This window comes from Streptosporangium sp. OZ121, assembly GCF_051918885.1.
In the GTDB taxonomy this organism is placed as follows: domain Bacteria; phylum Actinomycetota; class Actinomycetes; order Streptosporangiales; family Streptosporangiaceae; genus Streptosporangium.
This window is the reverse complement of record NZ_JBPXMC010000050.1, coordinates 1-17,675: the sequence shown is the minus strand read 5'-3', so window position 1 is coordinate 17,675 and position 17,675 is coordinate 1. Positions and strand designations below refer to the sequence as shown.

Below are 17,675 nucleotides of genomic sequence, written 5' to 3'. Positions count from 1 at the left end.
GACAGGACGACAGGACGACAGGAAAAAGAAAAAGGCCGCGGTCCCGCCGGGACCGCGGCCTTTTTCGCGGGTCAGACCACCGCCGGCACCCGGACGATCTCGACGCTGCCCTGGCCGCCGTCGACCCGGATCAGGTCGCCGTCCTGGATCCGCATGGTGGCGTTCCTGGTGCCGACGACGGCCGGGATGCCCAGCTCGCGCGCCACGATGGCCGCGTGCGACAGCGGCGCGCCGACGTCGGTGACCACCGCCGCGGCACGCGGGAACAGGAGCGTCCAGCCCACGTTGGTCACGGTCGTCACCAGGATCTCGCCCTCCGCGAGCCGGTCGCCGTCCGCCACGGAGGAGATCACCCGGGCGATGCCCTCGACCACGCCGCCCGCGCCGGGAAAGCCGCTGATGGTCTGCGAGGGGGGCGCCACCGTCGCGCCGGCGTCGAACACGTCGCCGCGGCGGTTCGGGTCGGCCGCCCACCGCTCCGGGTCGAACCTGCCGCGGATGATGCCCGGGTACGGCGGGAGCGCCTTGTACAGCTCGTAGGTCGTCCTGCGCTTGGCCACCTGCGAGAGCGGCCGGCGCGAGCCGCGCAGCACGTCCAGGACCTCCTCGATCGTCAGGAAGAACAGGTCGTCACCGTGCCCGGTCACCTCGCCGGCCCGCACGACGAAGTCGCGCACCATCCAGAAGCCGCGCATCATCTCCGAGCGGGTCTCCTCGCGGGCGCGGACGATCTCCTCCCAGCGGTCGATCTTGCGGCGGAACTTCTCCGCCTGCCTCGGATACCGCTCGCGGAACCTGCGCCAGGCGGCGTCGCTCGCCTTGTCCTGGCGGGTCAGCAGCTCGGTCGGGTCGACCGTGAGCCCGGCGATCTGCCGGTCGAGCCAGGTCGGGTCCTCCACCGGCCGGGCCACGGAGACCTCGAACTCGTCCGGGCCCCGATGGCCGTACCTGCGGACGTACTCCTCGCGGGAGATCTCGCCGCGCTTGAAGCGCGCCAGGCCGAGCAGCGGGCCGAGGCTCTCCAGCCGGCCGTCCGCGGCCTGGATCCCGGACATCAGCACGGCGGCGTCGGCCTCCCCGACGAGCTTGGTCAGCTGCGAGCCGAGGTAGATCAGCGAGCCGGCGTCCTGCCGGGCGGCGGCGGCGAGCATGCGGTTGCACTCGCGGAACCTCGGCTCCACCTCGCTCTCCCAGAGCGCGGCGAGGTCCGCGCCGGTGGCCGACCCGGCGATCCTGACGCGGATGGCCTCGGTGGTCCGGGGCGCGGACGCGACGTACTCGGGGATCCGGTCCACGAGCTGCTGGATGGCGCGGCGGCCCGCCAGGAGCGGTTTGGCCGCCTTGAGGGTCTGCCAGCGCGACATCGGCAGCAGCGGGGTCTCGACCCCCTCCGGCAGCCGCCCGTACACCGGCTCCTGGGTGTCCCTGATCTTCTTGGTCATGCCCAGGGCCCGGCCGAGAGAGGCGGTCAGGCTCATGTTCATGTAGACCCGGCCGCCGATGTTGCCGCACTGGGGGTGGCCGCCGAGGTGCCCGGCGACCATGATCTCGCCGATGAACGCCTGCACGAGCGACCAGGTGCACGGGGTCATCACGCTGGGGATCGCCTCGCCCAGGTTGCCGTTGGTCCACAGGTAGTCGCCCTTGAGCGAGTCGTTCCACACCTCGCGCTGCCCGGTGATGGGCCTGGCCTGCAGGATGTACGGCCTGCCCTCGTGGATGGCCCACTCGACGTCCACGGCGTGGCCGTACAGCTCCTCGATCGTCATGCCCAACTCGGCGAGCCGTACGGCCTGCGCCCGCGACAGCACGGGCAGGTCGCGCCCGGTCTCCGGCACCGGCACCTCGTGGGTGCCCTCGGTCCCGCGGACGGTCATCACGGTCTTGGCCGCGATGTGCTCCTCGACGATCGTGCGGTCGGCGCGGTCGAGCGTGATCGTGTCGGGCGTGACCAGCCCGCCGACGATCGCCTCACCCAGTCCCCACGCGGCGTTGATGCTCAGGTGGTCGCGGTCCTCGGTGAACATCACGCCCGCCGCGTCGGCGGGCACGAGCTCCTGGACGACGACGGCGAGGGCCACCTCGTCGTGGGGGACGCCGTTGCGCTCGCGGTAGGCGATGGCCCGCTCGGTCCACAGCGAGGCCCAGCAGCGCCTGACCGCGTCCAGGACCTGCTCGGCGCCGCGGATGTTGAGGAAGGTGTCCTGCTGCCCGGCGAACGACATCCCGGGCAGGTCCTCCGCGGTCGCCGACGAACGTACGGCCACCGCGGGCTCGTCGCCCAGCTCGCGATAGGCGGCCCGGATGTCGTCGGCGATGTCCTGAGGCACCTCGTGGGCGGCGAACAGGGCGGCGGCCTCCGCCGCGTCGCTCGACAGGATCCGTTCCCGCAGATCGTGGTGGGTCACGAAGGCGCGGTAGGCGGTGGTGGTGACGTGGAAGCCCGGCGGAACCGGGAGCCCGGCCCGGGCCAGGCGGGCGAGGGACTCGCCCTTGCCTCCCACGTTCGCCAGCTCGGTACGAGGGTCGGCCAGCGCAAGCGTGTTCATGGACCATCTCCATTCGTCCCAGGGGGTGTCCACTCGCATGAACAGGGCAGACATGTTCACGCTACGGAGCACCGGACGAGGCGGCCCACCCCTAGGCGCCCTTAAGTCAGGTCTCGGAGGCCCGCTTGATCAGCCCGGTCTCGTAGGCCGCCGCCACCGCCGAGGCCCGGTCCTTCACCCCGAGCTTGGCGAAGATGTGCAGCAGGTGCGTCTTGACCGTCGCCTCGGTGATGAACAGCTTCGCGGCGGCCTCGCGGTTGGTGGCGCCGCGGGCGATCAGCCCGAGCACCTCCAGCTCCCGCCGGCTCAGCGTCTGCTGCTCGGGCGCGCGCACCTTCTGCATGAGCAGCCCGGCCACGGTGGGGGACAGCACCGTCTCGCCGCGGGCGGCCGCCTGCGCGGCGCGGAGCAGCTCGATGCGCGGCGTGTCCTTGAGCAGGTAGCCGGTGGCGCCCTGCTCGATGGCGGGCAGCACGTCCGCGTCGTTGTCGAACGTGGTCAGGACCAGCACCTTGATGTCCGGGGTCTGCTCGCGCAGCCGGCGAATCAGCTCGGTGCCGCTCATCTTCGGCATCCGCAGGTCCATCAGCACGAGATCGGGGTTGGTCTGGCGTGTCAGTACGAGAGCCTCCGGCCCGTCGGCCGCCTCGCCGACGACTTCGAAGGCCTCGTCGGTGGAGAAGATCTCGCGCAACCCGTCGCGGACGACCGGGTGATCGTCCACGACGATGATACGAATCGGCATGCCTCACGCATTTCTGGAGTCGGCGGTGATGGCGGGCACCGTAGCAGAGACGCCCGTTCCCTGGCCGAGAGCGGTCTCTATCTCGAAGTCCCCGGCCAGCCGGGTGACGCGCTGGCGCATCGCGACGAGCCCGAACCCGCCCGCGATGGACGGTTCCACCTTCTCGGGGTCGAATCCGGATCCGTCGTCGCGTACGTCGAGCACCACCACATCCTCCATGTAGGACAGGGTGACGGCGACCCTGCTGGCGGAGGCGTGTTTGCCGACGTTGGCCAGAGCCTCCTGCGCCACCCGCAGCAGGGTCATCTCCACCTCGGCGTGCAGCGGCCTGGCGTCACCGGTGACCGACACCGGAACCGGCACGCCCGACGTCTGCGACCAGGTGGCCGCGACGTCCTCCAGAGCGGTCGCGAGCTGGGCCTCCTCCAGCGGAGCGGGACGCATCGCCAGCACCGACCGGCGCGCCTCGTTGAGGCTGTCCCTGGCCAGCGCCCGCACGGTGTTCAGCCTGGAGCGGGCGGCGGGCACGTCCTCGATGACGTTCTCGGCGACCTCGAGCTGGGTGAGGATGGCGGTCAGTCCCTGGGCGATCGTGTCGTGGATCTCCCTGGCCATCCGCTGGCGCTCGCTGAGCACGCCCGCCTCGCGGGCGCGGGTCAGCAGCTGTGACTGCAGGTTCGAGTTCTCCTCCGCCAGGGCGGCCAGCTTGGTGCCGGTCGCCTTCAGCTGCGCGATCATCACCTTGCGCTGCTGGTTCTGCTTCGAGATGGTCTGGATGAACAGGCCGACGGTCGAGGCGATCAGGACGGCGACGAGGAAGGAGAAGATCAGCTCCTGCGGCGGCCGGGACCCGGGGCGGGCGCCGACCAGGACCGCGGCCGTGGCGGCCACCCCCGCGTAGGCCGTCCACCCGCGCAGCAGCGTGAAGGCCTGGATGAACGCGCCGGGGCCCGCCACCGTGAACACCGGGTCGATCCTGATCAGCGCCGCGATGAAGGCGAGCATCACGACGAAGTAGACGATCGCCACCACCGGCCGCTCGATCCGGCTGAACCGCGATGAGACCATGAACCAGTGCCAGACCCCGGTGCACACCGCCAGGACCACCACGTCCGGCCGCCAGTCCCGCAGCAGGGCGAAGACGGTGGGCAGCAGGACGAAGAGGTACGGCAGGGCCGGCCAGGCGCGGTCCCATCGCGAGACGTTGGGCTCGATGGTCGTCACCAGCGGAACGCCTTCAGCGCGACCCCGCCCGCGACGATGGTGATCGCGACCAGCACGGCCAGGGTGAGCGGGGAGGCGGGCTGGCCCTCCCAGGCGGCGCGGACGGCCTGGACGGCGGGGGCCATGGGGGTGAAGTCGCCGACGGAGCGCATCGACTCCGGCAGCGTCTCGCGGGCGCTCATGGCGCCGGAGACGAAGACCATGGGGAAGAAGGCGGCCAGGCCGATCACCGTGGCGGCGCGGCCGCTGGGCACCAGGGCGCCGATGAGCAGCCCGATGGCGCCGAGGCTGGCGGCGCCGAGGACCCAGGCGAGGACGAGACCGACCGGGTCGGCCGGCCCGTTCATGCCGTAGACGGCCAGGCCGACGACGCCGAGCAGGAGGCCGCCGAGCACGGCCAGCAGCATGTGCGCGACCCACTGGGCACCGAAGATCATGGTGGGGGAGGCGGGGGTGGCGCGCAGCCGCTTGAGCACGCGGCGCTCGCGGTACTGGGCCAGCGTGGCCGGCAGGACGACCAGCGAGGCCAGGCCGATGACGAAGACGCTGAGCATCGGGACGACGGCCTCGATGATGGGCAGCCCGCTGGGCAGCGAGCCGCCGTTGCGCATCTTGATCCACAGGATGACCATGGGGAAGGCCAGGGCGAAGAATGCGGCCATCGGGTCGCGCATGGCCAGCTTGAGCTCGATCGCGATGACGTTGCCGAGACCCTTCATTACACGGTCCTCTCAATGAGTGCGAAGTAGGCGTCGTCGAGGGAGCCGGAGGCGTCCCTGGTGAGGAGGTCGCCGGGGCTGCCCTGGTGGACGACGCGCCCCCGGTCGATGACGGCGATGCGGTCGCAGAGGGCGTCCGCCTCGTCCATGAAGTGGGTGACCAGCACGACGGTGACGCCGCGGTCGCGCATGGCGCGGATCATGTTCCAGGTCATCCGGCGGGCGGAGGGGTCCAGGCCGGTGGTCAGCTCGTCGAGGAAGACGACCTCGGGGTTGCCGACCAGGGCCAGCGCGATGAACAGGCGCTGCTTCCAGCCACCGGACAGGCCCGAGAAGCGGGCGCGCCTCTTCTCGGTCAGCCCCCACTCCTCCATCAGGGCGTTCCAGTCGGCGGGCTTGTCGTAGAAGGAGGCGTACATCTTCAGCGCCTCGCCGACCCTGATGGCGTCGGGCAGCGCGGCCTCCTGCAACTGGGTGCCGATGCGCTGGAGCAGCTCGCGCCGCTGCGTCTGCGGGTCCATGCCGAGCACGCGCAGGGTGCCGCCGTCGGGCTTGCGCAGCCCGGACGCGCACTCCACCACGGTGGTCTTGCCGGCTCCGTTGGGGCCGAGGATGCCGAAGATCTCGCCTCGCTCGACCGTCAGGGTGACGTCGTCCAGTGCCTTGTGCGTCCCGTAGCTCTTCTGCAGGCCGTTGATCTCGATGACTGTCATGTGTCGAGAATCCCCGCTGCCCCGGGTCTTCGTAATCCACCGAACGGTTGATGGGGGTCGGCCGTCCCAGTCGGGGTTCCGTCGGCGGACGCGGAGAATCAGGCCGCTGACCAGGCGCGGGTCACCGTAGGGGTATCGAAGGGAGTAGAGACGGGGTTCCGAAGGGTGAATATCGCAAACCCTGCCGATCTCGAACCCTATGGAGCATGAGCGACTCAGCAGTACGTGTACGTGAGCTGCGTAAGAAATACGGCGACCTGAACGCCGTCGACGGCATCGACCTGGACATCGCCCGGGGTGAGGTCTTCGCGCTCCTGGGCCCCAACGGCGCCGGCAAGACGACCACAGTCGAGATCCTGGAGGGTCACCGCCGCCGGGACGGCGGTGAGGTCAGCGTGCTCGGCGAGGACCCCGGCCGGGCCGGCCGCCTCTGGCGGTCCAAGCTCGGAATCGTGCTGCAGTCGGCCACCGACGCCGCCGAGTTCACCGTCCGCGAGACGGTGCACCATTTCGCGAGCTACTTCCCGCGCCCGCGCGACCCGGACTCGGTGATCGAGCTGGTGGGCCTGTCCGGCAAGGCGGACGCCCACATCCGCCACCTTTCCGGCGGCCAGCGGCGCAGGGTCGACGTGGCCCTGGGCGTCGTGGGCAACCCCGAGCTCCTCTTCCTGGACGAGCCGACCACCGGATTCGACCCCGAGGCCCGCCGCCAGTTCTGGGGCCTGATCTCGCTGCTGTCCGACGAGGGCACCACCATCGTGCTGACCACGCACTACCTCGACGAGGCCGAGGCGCTGGCCGACCGGGTGGGCGTGATCGCGAGAGGCAGGGTCGTCGCGATCGGCGAGCCGGCCACGCTGGCCGGCCGCGCCGAGGCGGACGCGACGGTCAGCTGGTCCACCCCGGACGGGGAACGCCGCGTGAAGACCCCGACGCCCACGAAGGTCGTCGCGGAGCTCATCGCGCAGTTCGACGGGGAGATCCCCGACCTGACCGTCAGACGGCCGACTCTCGAAGACACCTACCTAGGCCTTATCGGAGAACAGCTGTGACAACCACGTTGCCGATGCAACCGACGCAACCACCCGACATCCGACCGGTGCAGGCGGTGCGACTGCCCAGTGCCGGCCGGCTGACCCTGAAGCGCGGCGCGATGGAGCTCAAGGGCTTCTTCCGCACGAAGAGCCAGTTCATCGTCATCTTCTCGCTCCCGGCGATCATGCTGATGCTGCTGGGCGCCATGTCGGGCAGCAGGCAGGGGCTGCCCGGCGTCACGGGAGCCCAGATCCTCACCGCCGGCATGATCGGCGCCGGCATCATGGGCACGTCCTTCCAGAACCTGGGCATCAACATCACGCTGGAGCGCCACGACGGGACGCTCAAGAGGCTGTACGGCATGCCCATGCCGCGCACGGCCTACTTCGGCGGGAAGATCATCCAGGTCCTGGTGTGCATGATCGCCGAGGTCATCCTCCTGATCGCGGTCGGGGTGCTGATGTTCGGCATCAACCTGCCCACCACCGTCCACCAGTGGCTGACGTTCACCTGGGTCCTCCTCCTCGGCGGCATGGCCTGCACGTTCCTGGGCATCGCGATCGGCAGCCTGCCGAAGTCCACGCGCGGGGCCAACGCTGTGATCACGCTGCCCTTCCTCATCGTGCAGTTCTGCTCCGGTGTCTACATCCCCTTCTCCGACGTGCCGTGGATCCTGCAGATCTTCGCGTCGATCTTCCCGCTCAAGTGGATGACCCAGGGCATGCGGTCGGTGTTCCTGCCCGAGCAGGCGGTGGTCCTGGAGCCGGCCGGCAGCTGGGAGCTCCCGATGGTGGCCCTGGCGCTGGGCCTGTGGTGCGTGGTCGGCCTGGTCCTGTGCCTGCGGACGTTCCGCTGGACCGCGCGCGACAGTTAGTCGTAGGGGTCAATTGGGGGTGCCTCACGGAAAACTGTTTTCTAATATGTGATAAAGGCCAATCCATGGAGGTGCCCGTGACCATAGCCCCCGGCTCTACACGAGAGGTTCATGCGGATTGCACGATTTCCGACCACGGCCCGTACGATGTCAATGTCTTTCTTCTCGGTGGACCCGTCGACTTTCCGGAGACTGCCCGATACCGACGGCTGGACAAGGCGGACGGAAAGGTGAAGATTCAGTACCGGAGCGGCTACGAGCACTTCGAGCGCACCGAGGAGCACTACCACCTCGAAGGCGCCTGCCAGGGGCTGATCTACCGGTGGACGACCAGGACGAGGATCGCTGAATAATCAAGGACCACAGACGCCCGCTTCCGTGCGCCGCGCCCTCCGAAATCCGGGCGCGGCGCTTTTTCGTGCCCACCGGGAATCGAAAGTTGTAGATCGGATGCTATTAAGGGTCACCCCGTTGTGGGCGTATAAGGGGCGGCGTAGCGTATTAGTCGTGAATCGGTTATGCAGACCATGGGCAATCGTTCTCACTCTCGTGAGGGGTGTTCGGTATGGGGTTCTTTGAGAGAGACGCGGCTACGGCCTCCTTACAGGGGCTCCTCACCGAGACCATCGGGGGGAGGAGCAGGGTCGCGATGGTGACCGGAGTGGTCGCCACCGGTAAGAGCGAGCTGCTGCACTCCTTCGCCGAGCAGGCCTACGGCCGCGGGGCGCTCCCGCTCGTGGCGACGGCGTCGCGGGCGGAGAGCGACCTCCCGCTCGGCGTGCTGGGACAGCTCTTCCACAACGCCCCCCTGGGCGAGCGGCTGCGCGAGCGCGCGATGGACCTCCTGCGCGAGGGCGGCGAGCGGCTGGAGACCCAGACCGTCGAGGGGCTCTGCGGGGTGCTGCTGTCCCTGGCGGAACAGCTCCCGCTGGTGATCGTCGTCGACGACGTCCACGACTCCGACCGCGCCTCGCAGATGTGCCTGTCGTACTTCATGCGCCGGGCCAGGTCGTCGCCGGTGATGACGGTGTTCGGGCACGCCGACTACCCGCACCAGGCCGACAGGTTCTTCCCCACCGAGATCATCAGGCAGCCGCACTGCACCGCCATCCGGCTGCTTCCGCTCTCGCGCGACGCCGTGCTGAGCATGGTGAGCGAGCGCCTGGGACACGAGACGGCCGAGCGGCTGGTGCCGGAGTGGCACGACCTCAGCGGCGGCAACCCGATCCTCGTGGACGGCCTCCTCGACGACTTCGCGAGGAACGGCACGGGAGCGCCGGCGGAAAGGTACGGCGAGGCCGTGTTGTCCTGCCTGCACCGCGTCGACCCGGCCCTGCTGGACGTGGCCAGATGGGTGGCGGCGATCGACGATCCCGCGCTCGTCCATCGGCTGGCCCGCTCGGACACGCCGTCGGTCCCCCTGTCGATCCGCTGGCTGGAGACGGCGGGTCTGCTGGCCGACGGCCGGTTCCACCACGAGGCGGGCGAGGAGGCGGTCCTGGCCGACCTCGGGGCCGACAAGCGCCAGTACATGCACCGGCGCGCGGCCGAGCTGCTGAACGGCGAGGGCGCCTCCGACCTGGCGATCGCCGAGCAGCTGAGCAAGGCCGACGACGCCGACGCCCCCTGGGCGGTGTCCGTGCTGCGCTCGGCGGCCCGCCGCAGGCTGACCGACGGCGAGGTCGAGTCGGCCGTCGACTACCTCAAGCTCGCCCTGCGCGGACGCCTGGACGACCAGGAGCGCACGTCGATCGCGACCATGCTGATGCGCGCCGAGTGGCGCATCGACCCGAAGACGCCGATCAGCCACATGGAGGAGCTGACTGACGCGCTGCACAACGGGAGCCTGCGCGGCAGTGACGCGATCATCCTGGCCAGGGCGCTGCTGTGGCACGGCAGGATGGACGTCGCCTGCGACGTCCTGGAGCGCACGGCGGAATTCGGCGACACCGACCCGCACACGGTCGCCGAGGGCGTGAGCACCAGGATGTGGCTGCGCTGCTCCGCGCCGCCGCTTTTGGCCCACATGGACAGCTGGGCGGGCAAGAACATCAGCGAGGCGGTGCTGCCGTTCCAGGTGAGCCGGCGCCTGGAGTCGATCAACGCGCTGGTCGGCGTGCTCACCGGCGGTCCCCACGACCGGATCGTGGCCACGGCCGAGCGGATCCTGCGCGGCTCCAACCTGGACGAGATGTCCATGGACACCGTGGAGAGCGCGCTGCTCGCCCTCGTGTACGCCGGGCGGTCCAACCGGGCGGCGCCGCGGTGCGACGCGCTGATCGGGGAGCTGCGTTCCGGGGGCTCGCCCGCCCGCCGGGCGCGTCTCACCGCGATCCGGGCGGAGCTCTCGCTGCGCCAGGGAGAGCTCGAGGAGGCCGCGTCGTACGCCCGGCTGGCCCTGGAGATCATTCCGCCGAGCAGCTGGGGCGTGGCCGTGGCCGGACCGGTGGCCACCCTCATGCTGGCCGCCACCGCGATGGGACGCTACGACGAGGCGCTCGCGCAGCTCAACCACGCGTTCCCCGAGGCGATGCTGCAGACCAGGTGCGGCGTGCGGTTCCTGCAGGCCCGCGGCCGCTACCAGCTCGCCGTCGACAACCCGGTGGCGGCGTTGCGCGACTTCCGGCTCTGCGGGGAACTGCTGACCGCCTGGAAGATGGACACCCCGGGGTTCGTCGCCTGGCGCACGGACGTGGCCGAGGCCCTCATCGCCCTGGGCAGGCACGACGAGGCCCGCGAGCTGGTCGAGGAGCAGCTGAGCCGGTCGGGCGCCGGCTCGGAGCGCAGCGACGGCGTGGCGCTGCGGGTGCTGGCCGCCACCAGCGAGGTACGGCACCGGCCGATGTTCCTGCGCCAGGCCTCCGAGCACCTGCAGGCGTGCGGAGACCGCTACGAGCTGGCCAGGTCGCTGATCGACCTCACCGAGGCCTACCACAGCGTGGGCGAGTTCCGCAGGGCGGGCATCATCGCCAGCCGCGCGCGGACCCTGGCCCAGGAGTGCGGTGCCCGCCCGCTGAGCCAGGCGCTCGCCGACGAGGGCGGCGCGGAGGACGGGGACGGCGAGACGAACAGGGTGGTGGCCATCCTCAGCGACGCCGAGCGCAGGGTGGCCGGTCTGGCCACGGTGGGTTACTCCAACCGTGAGATCGCCGCCAAGCTGTTCATCACGGTGAGCACCGTCGAGCAGCACCTGACGCGCGTGTACCGCAAGCTGAACATCACCCAGCGCTCGGACCTGCCGCCGGACCTGACGGCCCAGCCCGGCCGCGTTCCCGGCCTCGCACGTGAGGGGGCACACCCGGCCAGGCCGGCCGCCGGCCGCTAGCGGCGTGACCGGTCGCTCAGACGAGCGGCCAGTCGCGCACCATCTGCGGCACGATCACGCAGCCGTGCAGCACGTACTGAGTGACCATGAAGACCGCGTACGGCCGCCGCCGGCGCGGTCCGGGCGGGATCGGACCGCGGCAGAGCAGGGCGATGGCCAGCCCGCCCAGGCACATGGCGGCCGCGGGCAGGTACAGTGACGGATCCCCCAGCAGCAGCACGCCCCCGGTGACGACGACGGGCAGGGCGAGCGAGACGTTGATGATGGCCAGCCGCAGCGCGCGCTCGCCGTGCACGACGGCGAACGTCACGCGGCCGGCCGCCGCGTCGCCCTCCAGGTCGGGCAGGTCCTTGGTCGTCGTGCCCACCAGGGCGGTCCAGAGCGAGGCGGCGAGGACGAAGACGATCAGCTGCGTCCCGATGTCGATCCCGCCCGCGTAGGCGTGGGCGCCGGCGTAGTAGGTCAGGATGCTGGCCGTCAGCCCGATCGCGACCGTTCCGCTGGTCCTGCGCTTGAGGTGGAAGGGCGGGCCCGAGTAGAGGTAGCCGAGGGCCAGCATGACGGCGACCATCCCCACGTTCACCGGCCCCAGCGCCAGGCTGATCGCGACGGACGCGACCGCGGCGCCGGCCGCGACCCCGGTGGCGAAGGCAGGCGGTAACTCCCCCCTCGCTATGGGCCGGCGCGAGCCGTTGAGCCGGTCCTCGCACACGTCCGTGACGCCGTTGTAGAGATAGACGGCGAAGACGGCCAGCGTCCATGTCAGCGCGCCCCACGCGGTCCTGCCCAGGTCGCCCTCGCCGACGACGGCGGAACTCAGCGACGCCCCGGTGAGGAAGCGCAACAGGAAGTTGAACTGCACGGAGGGACGGGCCTCGGCCAGGCACAGCCCGCTGTGCCGGAGGGGGAGAAACCCAGTCGGGGAACTGATGCTCGTCGTCATCACTGTCAGCCCTTCCGCCAAACCGAAGATCGATGAGTGATCGTTTCCAGTCGTGCCCCTCGCCCGGGGCGCGTTCGTGGGAAGCGTTTACCGATACAGAGGTGGTCGCAGATCGACGCCAGGTTTCGATCTAGTGTCACACACGGCACCCCCGCGCAGACATCCGATGTCTCACCCCGGAGCGGTCGGACGGGCGCACCAGGTCGAACTTTCGATACCCGGAGTGATCCTTCGGTGCGGGACGGGAATACTCCTGACCACTTGTCTTGACCGGGGAATTCAATGGCTATTTGGTAATGGTGAACATCCGAGGCAGTCGGATAATCTCAGTGAAGGAGATTGGGGAATGGGCGCGAACCGGCCTGTAGAGCGTTATTCCGATTTTACTCCCCTCGTTCTTCCCGATCGGACGTGGCCGGACGGGCGGATTAGTTCGTCGCCGCGATGGCTGTCCACCGACCTCCGAGACGGTAACCAGTCACTCGCCAACCCGATGTCCCCGGCGAGGAAGCTTCGGATGTTCGAGCTTCTGGTCGACATCGGCTACAAGGAGATCGAGATCGGATTCCCGGTCGCGAGCCAGGACGACCACGACTTCGTCCGGCTCCTCATCGAGGAGGACCGGATCCCGGACGACGTATGGATATCGGCTCTGGTGCCGGCGCGCGACGAGCTGATCGAGCGCACGATCCGTTCCATGTCGGGGGCGCCCAGGGCCACGCTCCACCTCTACAACGCGACGGCCCCGCTGTTCCGGCGCGTGGTGTTCGGAATGGACCGGGAGCAGTGCAAGGACCTGGCCGTCCGGGGCACGGAACTGGTGAAGAAATATGCCGAAAAAGAGCTTCGTGGTGGCAATTTCCGGTTCCAGTACTCACCTGAGTTGTTCAACGAGACCGAGGCCGACTTCTCCCTTGAGGTCTGCGAAGCCGTCATGGACGCGTGGGAGCCCGCTTCCGACCGGCCGATAATCCTGAACTTCCCCACGACCGTGGAGCGTTCGCTGCCCTCCGTCTTCGCCGACCAGATCGAGTGGCTCGACCGGAACCTGTCGCGCCGGGAGCACGTCTGCCTGTCCATCCACCCGCACAACGACCGGGGAACCGGGGTCGCCTCGGCCGAACTCGCCCTCCTGGCCGGCGCCCAGCGCATCGAGGGCTGCCTGTTCGGCAACGGCGAGCGGGCGGGCAACGTCTGCCTCGTGACACTGGGGATGAACATGTTCAGCCACGGCGTCGACCCCGGCATCGACTTCTCCGACATCGACAGGATCCGCGACACCGTCGAGTGGTGCAACGAGATCCCCGTGCACCCCAGGCATCCCTACGGGGGCGAACTGGTCTACACGTCCTTCTCCGGCTCCCACCAGGACGCGATCAAGAAGGGCTTCGACGACCTTGAGCGCGACGCGGTCGAGGCCGGTGTGAGCATCGACGAGCAGCCGTGGCAAATGCCGTACCTTCCGGTCGACCCCAAGGACGTGGGACGCACCTACGAGGCGATCGTGCGGATCACCACCCAGTCCGGCAAGAGCGGCGTCGCCTACATCATGAGCGCCTGGTACGGCATGCGGCTGCCGAAGGAGCTCCAGAAGGACTTCGCGACGGTGGTCCAGTCGAGCGCGGAGCTGCTCGGCAGCGAGCTCTCGCCCGAACAGGTCTGGGAGCTGTTCGAGAAGGAGTACATCTCCTCCGACGGCCCGGTCGGTGAGCCGTACACCGCCGGAGGGCGGGTCGCCGCGACGCTCCACCTCGACGGCGCGGGGGAGCACGACGCCAGGACCATCGGCGCCAAGCTCGCCCCCTGGGGCATCGACGTACGCACCGTGCACCGCGCGGCCGAGGCGGACCCGGCCGGCGGTGCGCTCGCGGGGGCCGCGGTCTACGCCGAGTACCGGGTCGGGGGGGCGACGGTCTGGGGTGTCGGCGTGGACACCTCCGCCGTGGGCGCGGCCCTGTCGGCGGTCGGGGTCGCCCTCAGACGGGGCGGCAAGCAGGCGGCCGTGATCGTCACGCCGCACGTCTGATGCCCCGCGCCGCGCGTCTGATCAGGGACTGCGCACCCGTGGCGACGGCCACGGGTGCGCGGTTCGCGCTTCGCGGCATTGCGCCGGCCTCACATTCGCCGTCGGCGAGTTGCTTCCAATATAAAAATGCTGACTATTTGTGAGATATTCAGTAAAGGGCCCCGGGATAATTGAGTTAGGCTCGGGTTTGCCTGCTTGACTGCCCTGTTCACCCGGTGTCGGTTGCCTACTCGCCATCCATGAACCATGATGTGAACATCTGGGGAAAACCCGGAAACGCAGCAGGGGGCAGCAGGGAAGCAGGGGGCAGGATGGCGGAAGACGACGATGGAGTAGCCCGCACGCAGAGTCCGTCAGCAGCTCTTATCGAAGAGTGCCGAGCGGATATCCTCGCCAAGTACGAACAGGACCTGGAAGTCGTCGGGAGCGTCCTCGTCCAGGACGAGCAGGCGAAAGCCCAGGTCATGGCGAATGCCAACCAGATCCTCACCGATATAGCCGCCGCGCTGGACAACGGTCTTCCCCACTCCGACGAGTCCTTCCGCTTCCTGTCCTGGGATATCGGCCTGACCAGAGCGGCCACCGGTGTCCATCCGAAAGAGTCCCTGCTAGCCGCCTCGGTGTTCTTCCGAGCGGCCTTCACCATTCTGAGCAAGTGGATCCAGGACGACTCCGAGACTGACCGCCTGCTCAGGAACGTGGTCACCACGCTGGAGCAGTCCGTCTCGCTCCGCATCAGGGAAGCCGCGACCAGCTACGCCGGATTCCTGCTCAGCAAGGTGCACGAGGCACACGTGGCCGAGCGCGGGCGCATCGCCAGGGAGTTGCACGACCGCATCGGGCAGAGCCTCAGCGTCGCCCACCGGCAGGCCGAACTCTGCGTCATGTACCGCACCAGCGACCCCGCCCAGGCGATCGTCAAGATGGAGCGGGTGCAGGAGGCCATCCAGGAGGCCATGTGGCGATTGCGCCAGCTGACCTCCGACCTACACCCCCTCGAACCGATACAGAGCCTGGAGAAGGCACTGCTCGCGCATCTCGAGGCCATCGGCGTCGAGGACATGACGGCGGAGCTGGTCGTCAACGGTGACGAGGTCTGGGCGACACCTGCCATCAGCGAGGAGTGCCTGCTGATCCTGAGCGAGGCGATCCGCAACGCGCTCAGGCACGGCCGGCCGTCGTCCATCTACATCAGGGTCGACATCGCGCCGCACGAGCTGCGGGCGTCGGTGATCGACGACGGTTGCGGCTTCGACGTCAACAGCCGTCCCGCACACCACAGCCTCGGGCTGGCCTCGATCCAGGAGCGCGCCGCCCTGCTCGGCGGCATGGTCACCATCAGCACCGAAGTGGGACGGGGCACCCGAATCGATCTCGCCGTGCCATTACCGGGGTCCTTCGATGATCAAGAGTGACCACCCCATCAGGATAGCGATAGTCGACGACCACGCCCTGTTCCGCGAGGGGGTGCGAGAGATCCTGGAGGCGCAGGAGGACCTGGTGGTCGTCGGCGAGGCCGGCACCTCGTTCACCGCCCTGGAACTGGTCTCGCAGAAACGCCCCGACGTCCTCCTGCTCGACGTCGAGATCCCCGGCGACGCGGTCACGCACACCGTCTCCCGGGCACGCATGATCTCACCGGCCACCCAGATCATCATCCTGAGCATGTACGACGGGCCGCATCTCCTGCGGCAACTGCTGTCCGCCGGCATCCGGGGCTACCTGCTCAAGACCGTGCACCGCTACGAACTCGTCGCGGCGATCAGGAGCGTGCACTACGAACCCGACCGCCTCATCCTGGTCGTCTCCCCCGAGAGCCTCGCCCAGATGGAGACCGCGCGCACCGAGGTTCTGACGACCAAGGAGCGAGAGGTGCTCGAGCTGGTCGCCCAGGCGTACAGCAACAGGCAGATCGCCTCCCGGCTGAACACCACGGAGGCCACGGTCAAGCGCCACCTGCGCAACATCTTCGTGAAACTCGGGGCGGCCTCACGCATCGACGCCGTCAACCGGGCGATCGACGCCTCGCTGATCACACCGACACGATGACCCCGTCCGCCCCCTGATCAAGTTCTGCGCGACCCCAGAAGGACGTCGCGACGATTCTCCTGCGTTCAGGGCCTCCCTACAGTGAAATTGTGAACGCCGAGGCTTTGATCGCGAACATTCTGCCCCCATGGGCGATGGCTGCCGACACCTTCGAGGACCACGCCGACGCCATGCTCTTTCCCGCTGAAGCAGAGGTGATCAGCAGGTCCGTGGAGCAGAAGCGCGCTGAGTTCGCGACGGCCCGGATGTGCGCCAGGAAGGCCATGAGCGCGCTCGGCCTGCCCCCGCAGCAGGTGCTGCCGGGTGTGCGCGGCGAGCCCCAGTGGCCCAAGGGCGTCGTCGGCAGCATCACCCACTGCACGGGCTATCGCGCGGCCGTGGTCGGCGCGAGCAGCGAGGGGCTCACGATCGGCATCGACGCGGAGCCCGACAAGGGCATCGCCAGCGGGGTGCTGGAGGCCATCTCCAAACCCGAGGAGCGCGAGGCCATCCGGGTCCTGAACCGGGAGCACCCGGGACCGTCCTGGGACCGCCTGCTCTTCAGCGCCAAGGAGTCCGTCTACAAGGCGTGGTTCCCGCTGACCAGACGCTGGCTGGACTTCGAGAGCGCGACGGTGACGTTCGACCCGCTGCGCGGCACCTTCTACGCCCGCCTGCTGGTGACCGGGCCCAGCATGTTCGGCCGCCCGCTGACCGGGTTCCGCGGCCGCTGGATGGCCCGTGAAGGGCTGATCCTCACCGCCATCGCCATATCGGCGCGCTCCGACCGCGTGCAGCACCGGGACCTGGCGCACTACAGGGAGCAGGCGCGCCACAGAGAGCGCGCGCGGTACGGAGTCTGAGCGGCGGCCGGGCTCGGGCGCGGTACGAGCCCGAGCGCGGCACGGGAATCGAGCGAAGTACAGAGATCGAGCGAAGTACAGGGTCTGGGCACGGCGCGGAGACCGAGCGCGGTGCGGAGCCCGAGCCACACCCGAGGTCGTCGGTCACCACGTTCACGGAGGAACACGTGATGAGGAAGGTCCTGATCGCCAATCGCGGTGAGATCGCCGTACGGGTGGCTCGTGCCTGCAGGGACGCCGGGCTGTGCAGCGTGGCGGTCTACGCCGAGCAGGATCTGGACGCGCTGCACGTCAAGATGGCGGACGAGGCGTACGCGCTGGCCGGTCAGTCGCCGGCGGAGACGTACCTGAACATCGCCAAGCTGCTGCGGATCGCCGCGCAGTCCGGCGCCGACGCGGTCCATCCCGGCTACGGCTTCCTGGCGGAGAACGCCGGCTTCGCCCGCGCCGTCATCGACGCGGGACTCACCTGGATCGGACCGCCCCCCGAGGCGATCGCGGCACTGGGCGACAAGGTCCAGGCCAGGCACATCGCGGCCAGGGTGGGCGCGCCACTGGTGGCGGGCACCAGGGATCCGGTCTCCGGGAGCGAGGAGGTCGTCGCCTTCGCGCGCGAGCACGGCCTGCCGAT

15 protein-coding genes are annotated in these 17,675 nt (G+C 69.3%); 9 read left to right on the top strand and 6 right to left on the bottom strand.

Going from position 1 to position 17,675, the window contains the following annotated elements:
- Positions 1-71: 71 nt before the first annotated feature.
- The 5 genes from ACTOQ1_RS41550 to ACTOQ1_RS41530 all read right to left on the bottom strand — a co-directional run bounded on the left by ACTOQ1_RS41550 (position 72) and on the right by ACTOQ1_RS41530 (position 5,950).
- On the bottom strand, positions 72-2,549 hold the full coding sequence (locus tag ACTOQ1_RS41550; protein WP_440073935.1) for a PEP/pyruvate-binding domain-containing protein: 2,478 nt from the start codon (positions 2,547-2,549) through the stop codon (positions 72-74).
- Positions 2,550-2,655: 106 nt separating this feature from the next.
- On the bottom strand, positions 2,656-3,294 hold the full coding sequence (locus ACTOQ1_RS41545) for a response regulator (protein WP_440073933.1): 639 nt from the start codon (positions 3,292-3,294) through the stop codon (positions 2,656-2,658).
- Positions 3,295-3,297: 3 nt separating this feature from the next.
- On the bottom strand, positions 3,298-4,518 hold the full coding sequence (locus ACTOQ1_RS41540) for a sensor histidine kinase (RefSeq protein ID WP_440073931.1): 1,221 nt from the start codon (positions 4,516-4,518) through the stop codon (positions 3,298-3,300).
- Positions 4,515-5,237 carry an ABC transporter permease gene (locus tag ACTOQ1_RS41535; RefSeq protein ID WP_440073930.1) on the bottom strand — a complete coding sequence of 241 codons (723 nt, stop codon included), beginning with the start codon at positions 5,235-5,237 and terminating at the stop codon, positions 4,515-4,517. Before ACTOQ1_RS41535 ends, ACTOQ1_RS41540 begins: the two co-directional genes overlap by 4 nt.
- Positions 5,237-5,950 (bottom strand): ABC transporter ATP-binding protein, encoded by a 714-nt coding sequence (locus ACTOQ1_RS41530; protein ID WP_440073928.1) that lies wholly within the window; start codon positions 5,948-5,950, stop codon positions 5,237-5,239. The genes ACTOQ1_RS41535 and ACTOQ1_RS41530 overlap by 1 nt, the downstream gene beginning before the upstream one ends.
- A gap of 206 nt (positions 5,951-6,156) precedes the next feature.
- Between ACTOQ1_RS41530 and ACTOQ1_RS41525 the strand changes: the two genes are divergently transcribed.
- The 4 genes from ACTOQ1_RS41525 (at position 6,157) to ACTOQ1_RS41510 (ending at position 11,184) form a co-directional block, all read left to right on the top strand.
- Positions 6,157-7,002, top strand: coding sequence for an ABC transporter ATP-binding protein (locus ACTOQ1_RS41525; RefSeq protein WP_440073927.1), 846 nt, complete (start codon positions 6,157-6,159; stop codon positions 7,000-7,002).
- Between the two features lie 56 nt (positions 7,003-7,058).
- A complete protein-coding gene (locus ACTOQ1_RS41520; RefSeq protein ID WP_440073926.1) occupies positions 7,059-7,859 on the top strand; it encodes an ABC transporter permease in 801 nt (266 codons plus the stop codon).
- A gap of 65 nt (positions 7,860-7,924) precedes the next feature.
- A complete protein-coding gene (locus tag ACTOQ1_RS41515) occupies positions 7,925-8,212 on the top strand; it encodes a DUF5988 family protein (RefSeq protein ID WP_440073924.1) in 288 nt (95 codons plus the stop codon).
- A gap of 212 nt (positions 8,213-8,424) precedes the next feature.
- Positions 8,425-11,184, top strand: a complete 2,760-nt coding sequence (locus ACTOQ1_RS41510; RefSeq protein ID WP_440073923.1) for an AAA family ATPase — start codon at positions 8,425-8,427, stop codon at positions 11,182-11,184.
- Between the two features lie 16 nt (positions 11,185-11,200).
- Here ACTOQ1_RS41510 and ACTOQ1_RS41505 read toward each other — a convergent pair whose 3' ends face one another.
- Positions 11,201-12,127, bottom strand: a complete 927-nt coding sequence (locus ACTOQ1_RS41505) for a UbiA family prenyltransferase (RefSeq protein ID WP_440073921.1) — start codon at positions 12,125-12,127, stop codon at positions 11,201-11,203.
- Positions 12,128-12,473: 346 nt separating this feature from the next.
- Between ACTOQ1_RS41505 and ACTOQ1_RS41500 the strand changes: the two genes are divergently transcribed.
- The 5 genes from ACTOQ1_RS41500 to ACTOQ1_RS41480 all read left to right on the top strand — a co-directional run.
- The gene (locus ACTOQ1_RS41500; protein ID WP_440073919.1) at positions 12,474-14,153 is read left to right on the top strand and encodes a 2-isopropylmalate synthase; all 1,680 of its coding nucleotides are present in this window, start codon (positions 12,474-12,476) and stop codon (positions 14,151-14,153) included.
- A gap of 311 nt (positions 14,154-14,464) precedes the next feature.
- The gene (locus tag ACTOQ1_RS41495; protein WP_440073917.1) at positions 14,465-15,568 is read left to right on the top strand and encodes a sensor histidine kinase; all 1,104 of its coding nucleotides are present in this window, start codon (positions 14,465-14,467) and stop codon (positions 15,566-15,568) included.
- Positions 15,555-16,202: a response regulator gene (locus ACTOQ1_RS41490; protein WP_440073915.1), complete on the top strand. Its 648-nt coding sequence runs from the start codon at positions 15,555-15,557 to the stop codon at positions 16,200-16,202. The genes ACTOQ1_RS41495 and ACTOQ1_RS41490 overlap by 14 nt, the downstream gene beginning before the upstream one ends.
- A gap of 89 nt (positions 16,203-16,291) precedes the next feature.
- On the top strand, positions 16,292-17,044 hold the full coding sequence (locus ACTOQ1_RS41485; RefSeq protein WP_440073913.1) for a 4'-phosphopantetheinyl transferase family protein: 753 nt from the start codon (positions 16,292-16,294) through the stop codon (positions 17,042-17,044).
- 170 nt (positions 17,045-17,214) lie between these two features.
- Positions 17,215-17,675, top strand: a 461-nt coding sequence (locus ACTOQ1_RS41480; RefSeq protein WP_440073912.1) for a biotin carboxylase N-terminal domain-containing protein, incomplete at its 3' end; no start/stop codon positions are given.

What these genes read in the sequence shown, in the direction of transcription:
- ACTOQ1_RS41550 (WP_440073935.1), bottom strand. Translation starts at nt 2,549, where the DNA reads ATGAACACGCTTGCGCTGGCCGACCCTCGTACCGAGCTGGCGAACGTG.
- ACTOQ1_RS41545 (WP_440073933.1), bottom strand. Translation starts at nt 3,294, where the DNA reads ATGCCGATTCGTATCATCGTCGTGGACGATCACCCGGTCGTCCGCGAC.
- ACTOQ1_RS41535 (WP_440073930.1), bottom strand. Translation starts at nt 5,237, where the DNA reads ATGAAGGGTCTCGGCAACGTCATCGCGATCGAGCTCAAGCTGGCCATG.
- ACTOQ1_RS41530 (WP_440073928.1), bottom strand. Translation starts at nt 5,950, where the DNA reads ATGACAGTCATCGAGATCAACGGCCTGCAGAAGAGCTACGGGACGCAC.
- ACTOQ1_RS41525 (WP_440073927.1), top strand. Translation starts at nt 6,157, where the DNA reads ATGAGCGACTCAGCAGTACGTGTACGTGAGCTGCGTAAGAAATACGGC.
- ACTOQ1_RS41515 (WP_440073924.1), top strand. Translation starts at nt 7,925, where the DNA reads ATGGAGGTGCCCGTGACCATAGCCCCCGGCTCTACACGAGAGGTTCAT.
- ACTOQ1_RS41510 (WP_440073923.1), top strand. Translation starts at nt 8,425, where the DNA reads ATGGGGTTCTTTGAGAGAGACGCGGCTACGGCCTCCTTACAGGGGCTC.
- ACTOQ1_RS41505 (WP_440073921.1), bottom strand. Translation starts at nt 12,127, where the DNA reads ATGACGACGAGCATCAGTTCCCCGACTGGGTTTCTCCCCCTCCGGCAC.
- ACTOQ1_RS41500 (WP_440073919.1), top strand. Translation starts at nt 12,474, where the DNA reads ATGGGCGCGAACCGGCCTGTAGAGCGTTATTCCGATTTTACTCCCCTC.
- ACTOQ1_RS41495 (WP_440073917.1), top strand. Translation starts at nt 14,465, where the DNA reads ATGGCGGAAGACGACGATGGAGTAGCCCGCACGCAGAGTCCGTCAGCA.
- ACTOQ1_RS41490 (WP_440073915.1), top strand. Translation starts at nt 15,555, where the DNA reads ATGATCAAGAGTGACCACCCCATCAGGATAGCGATAGTCGACGACCAC.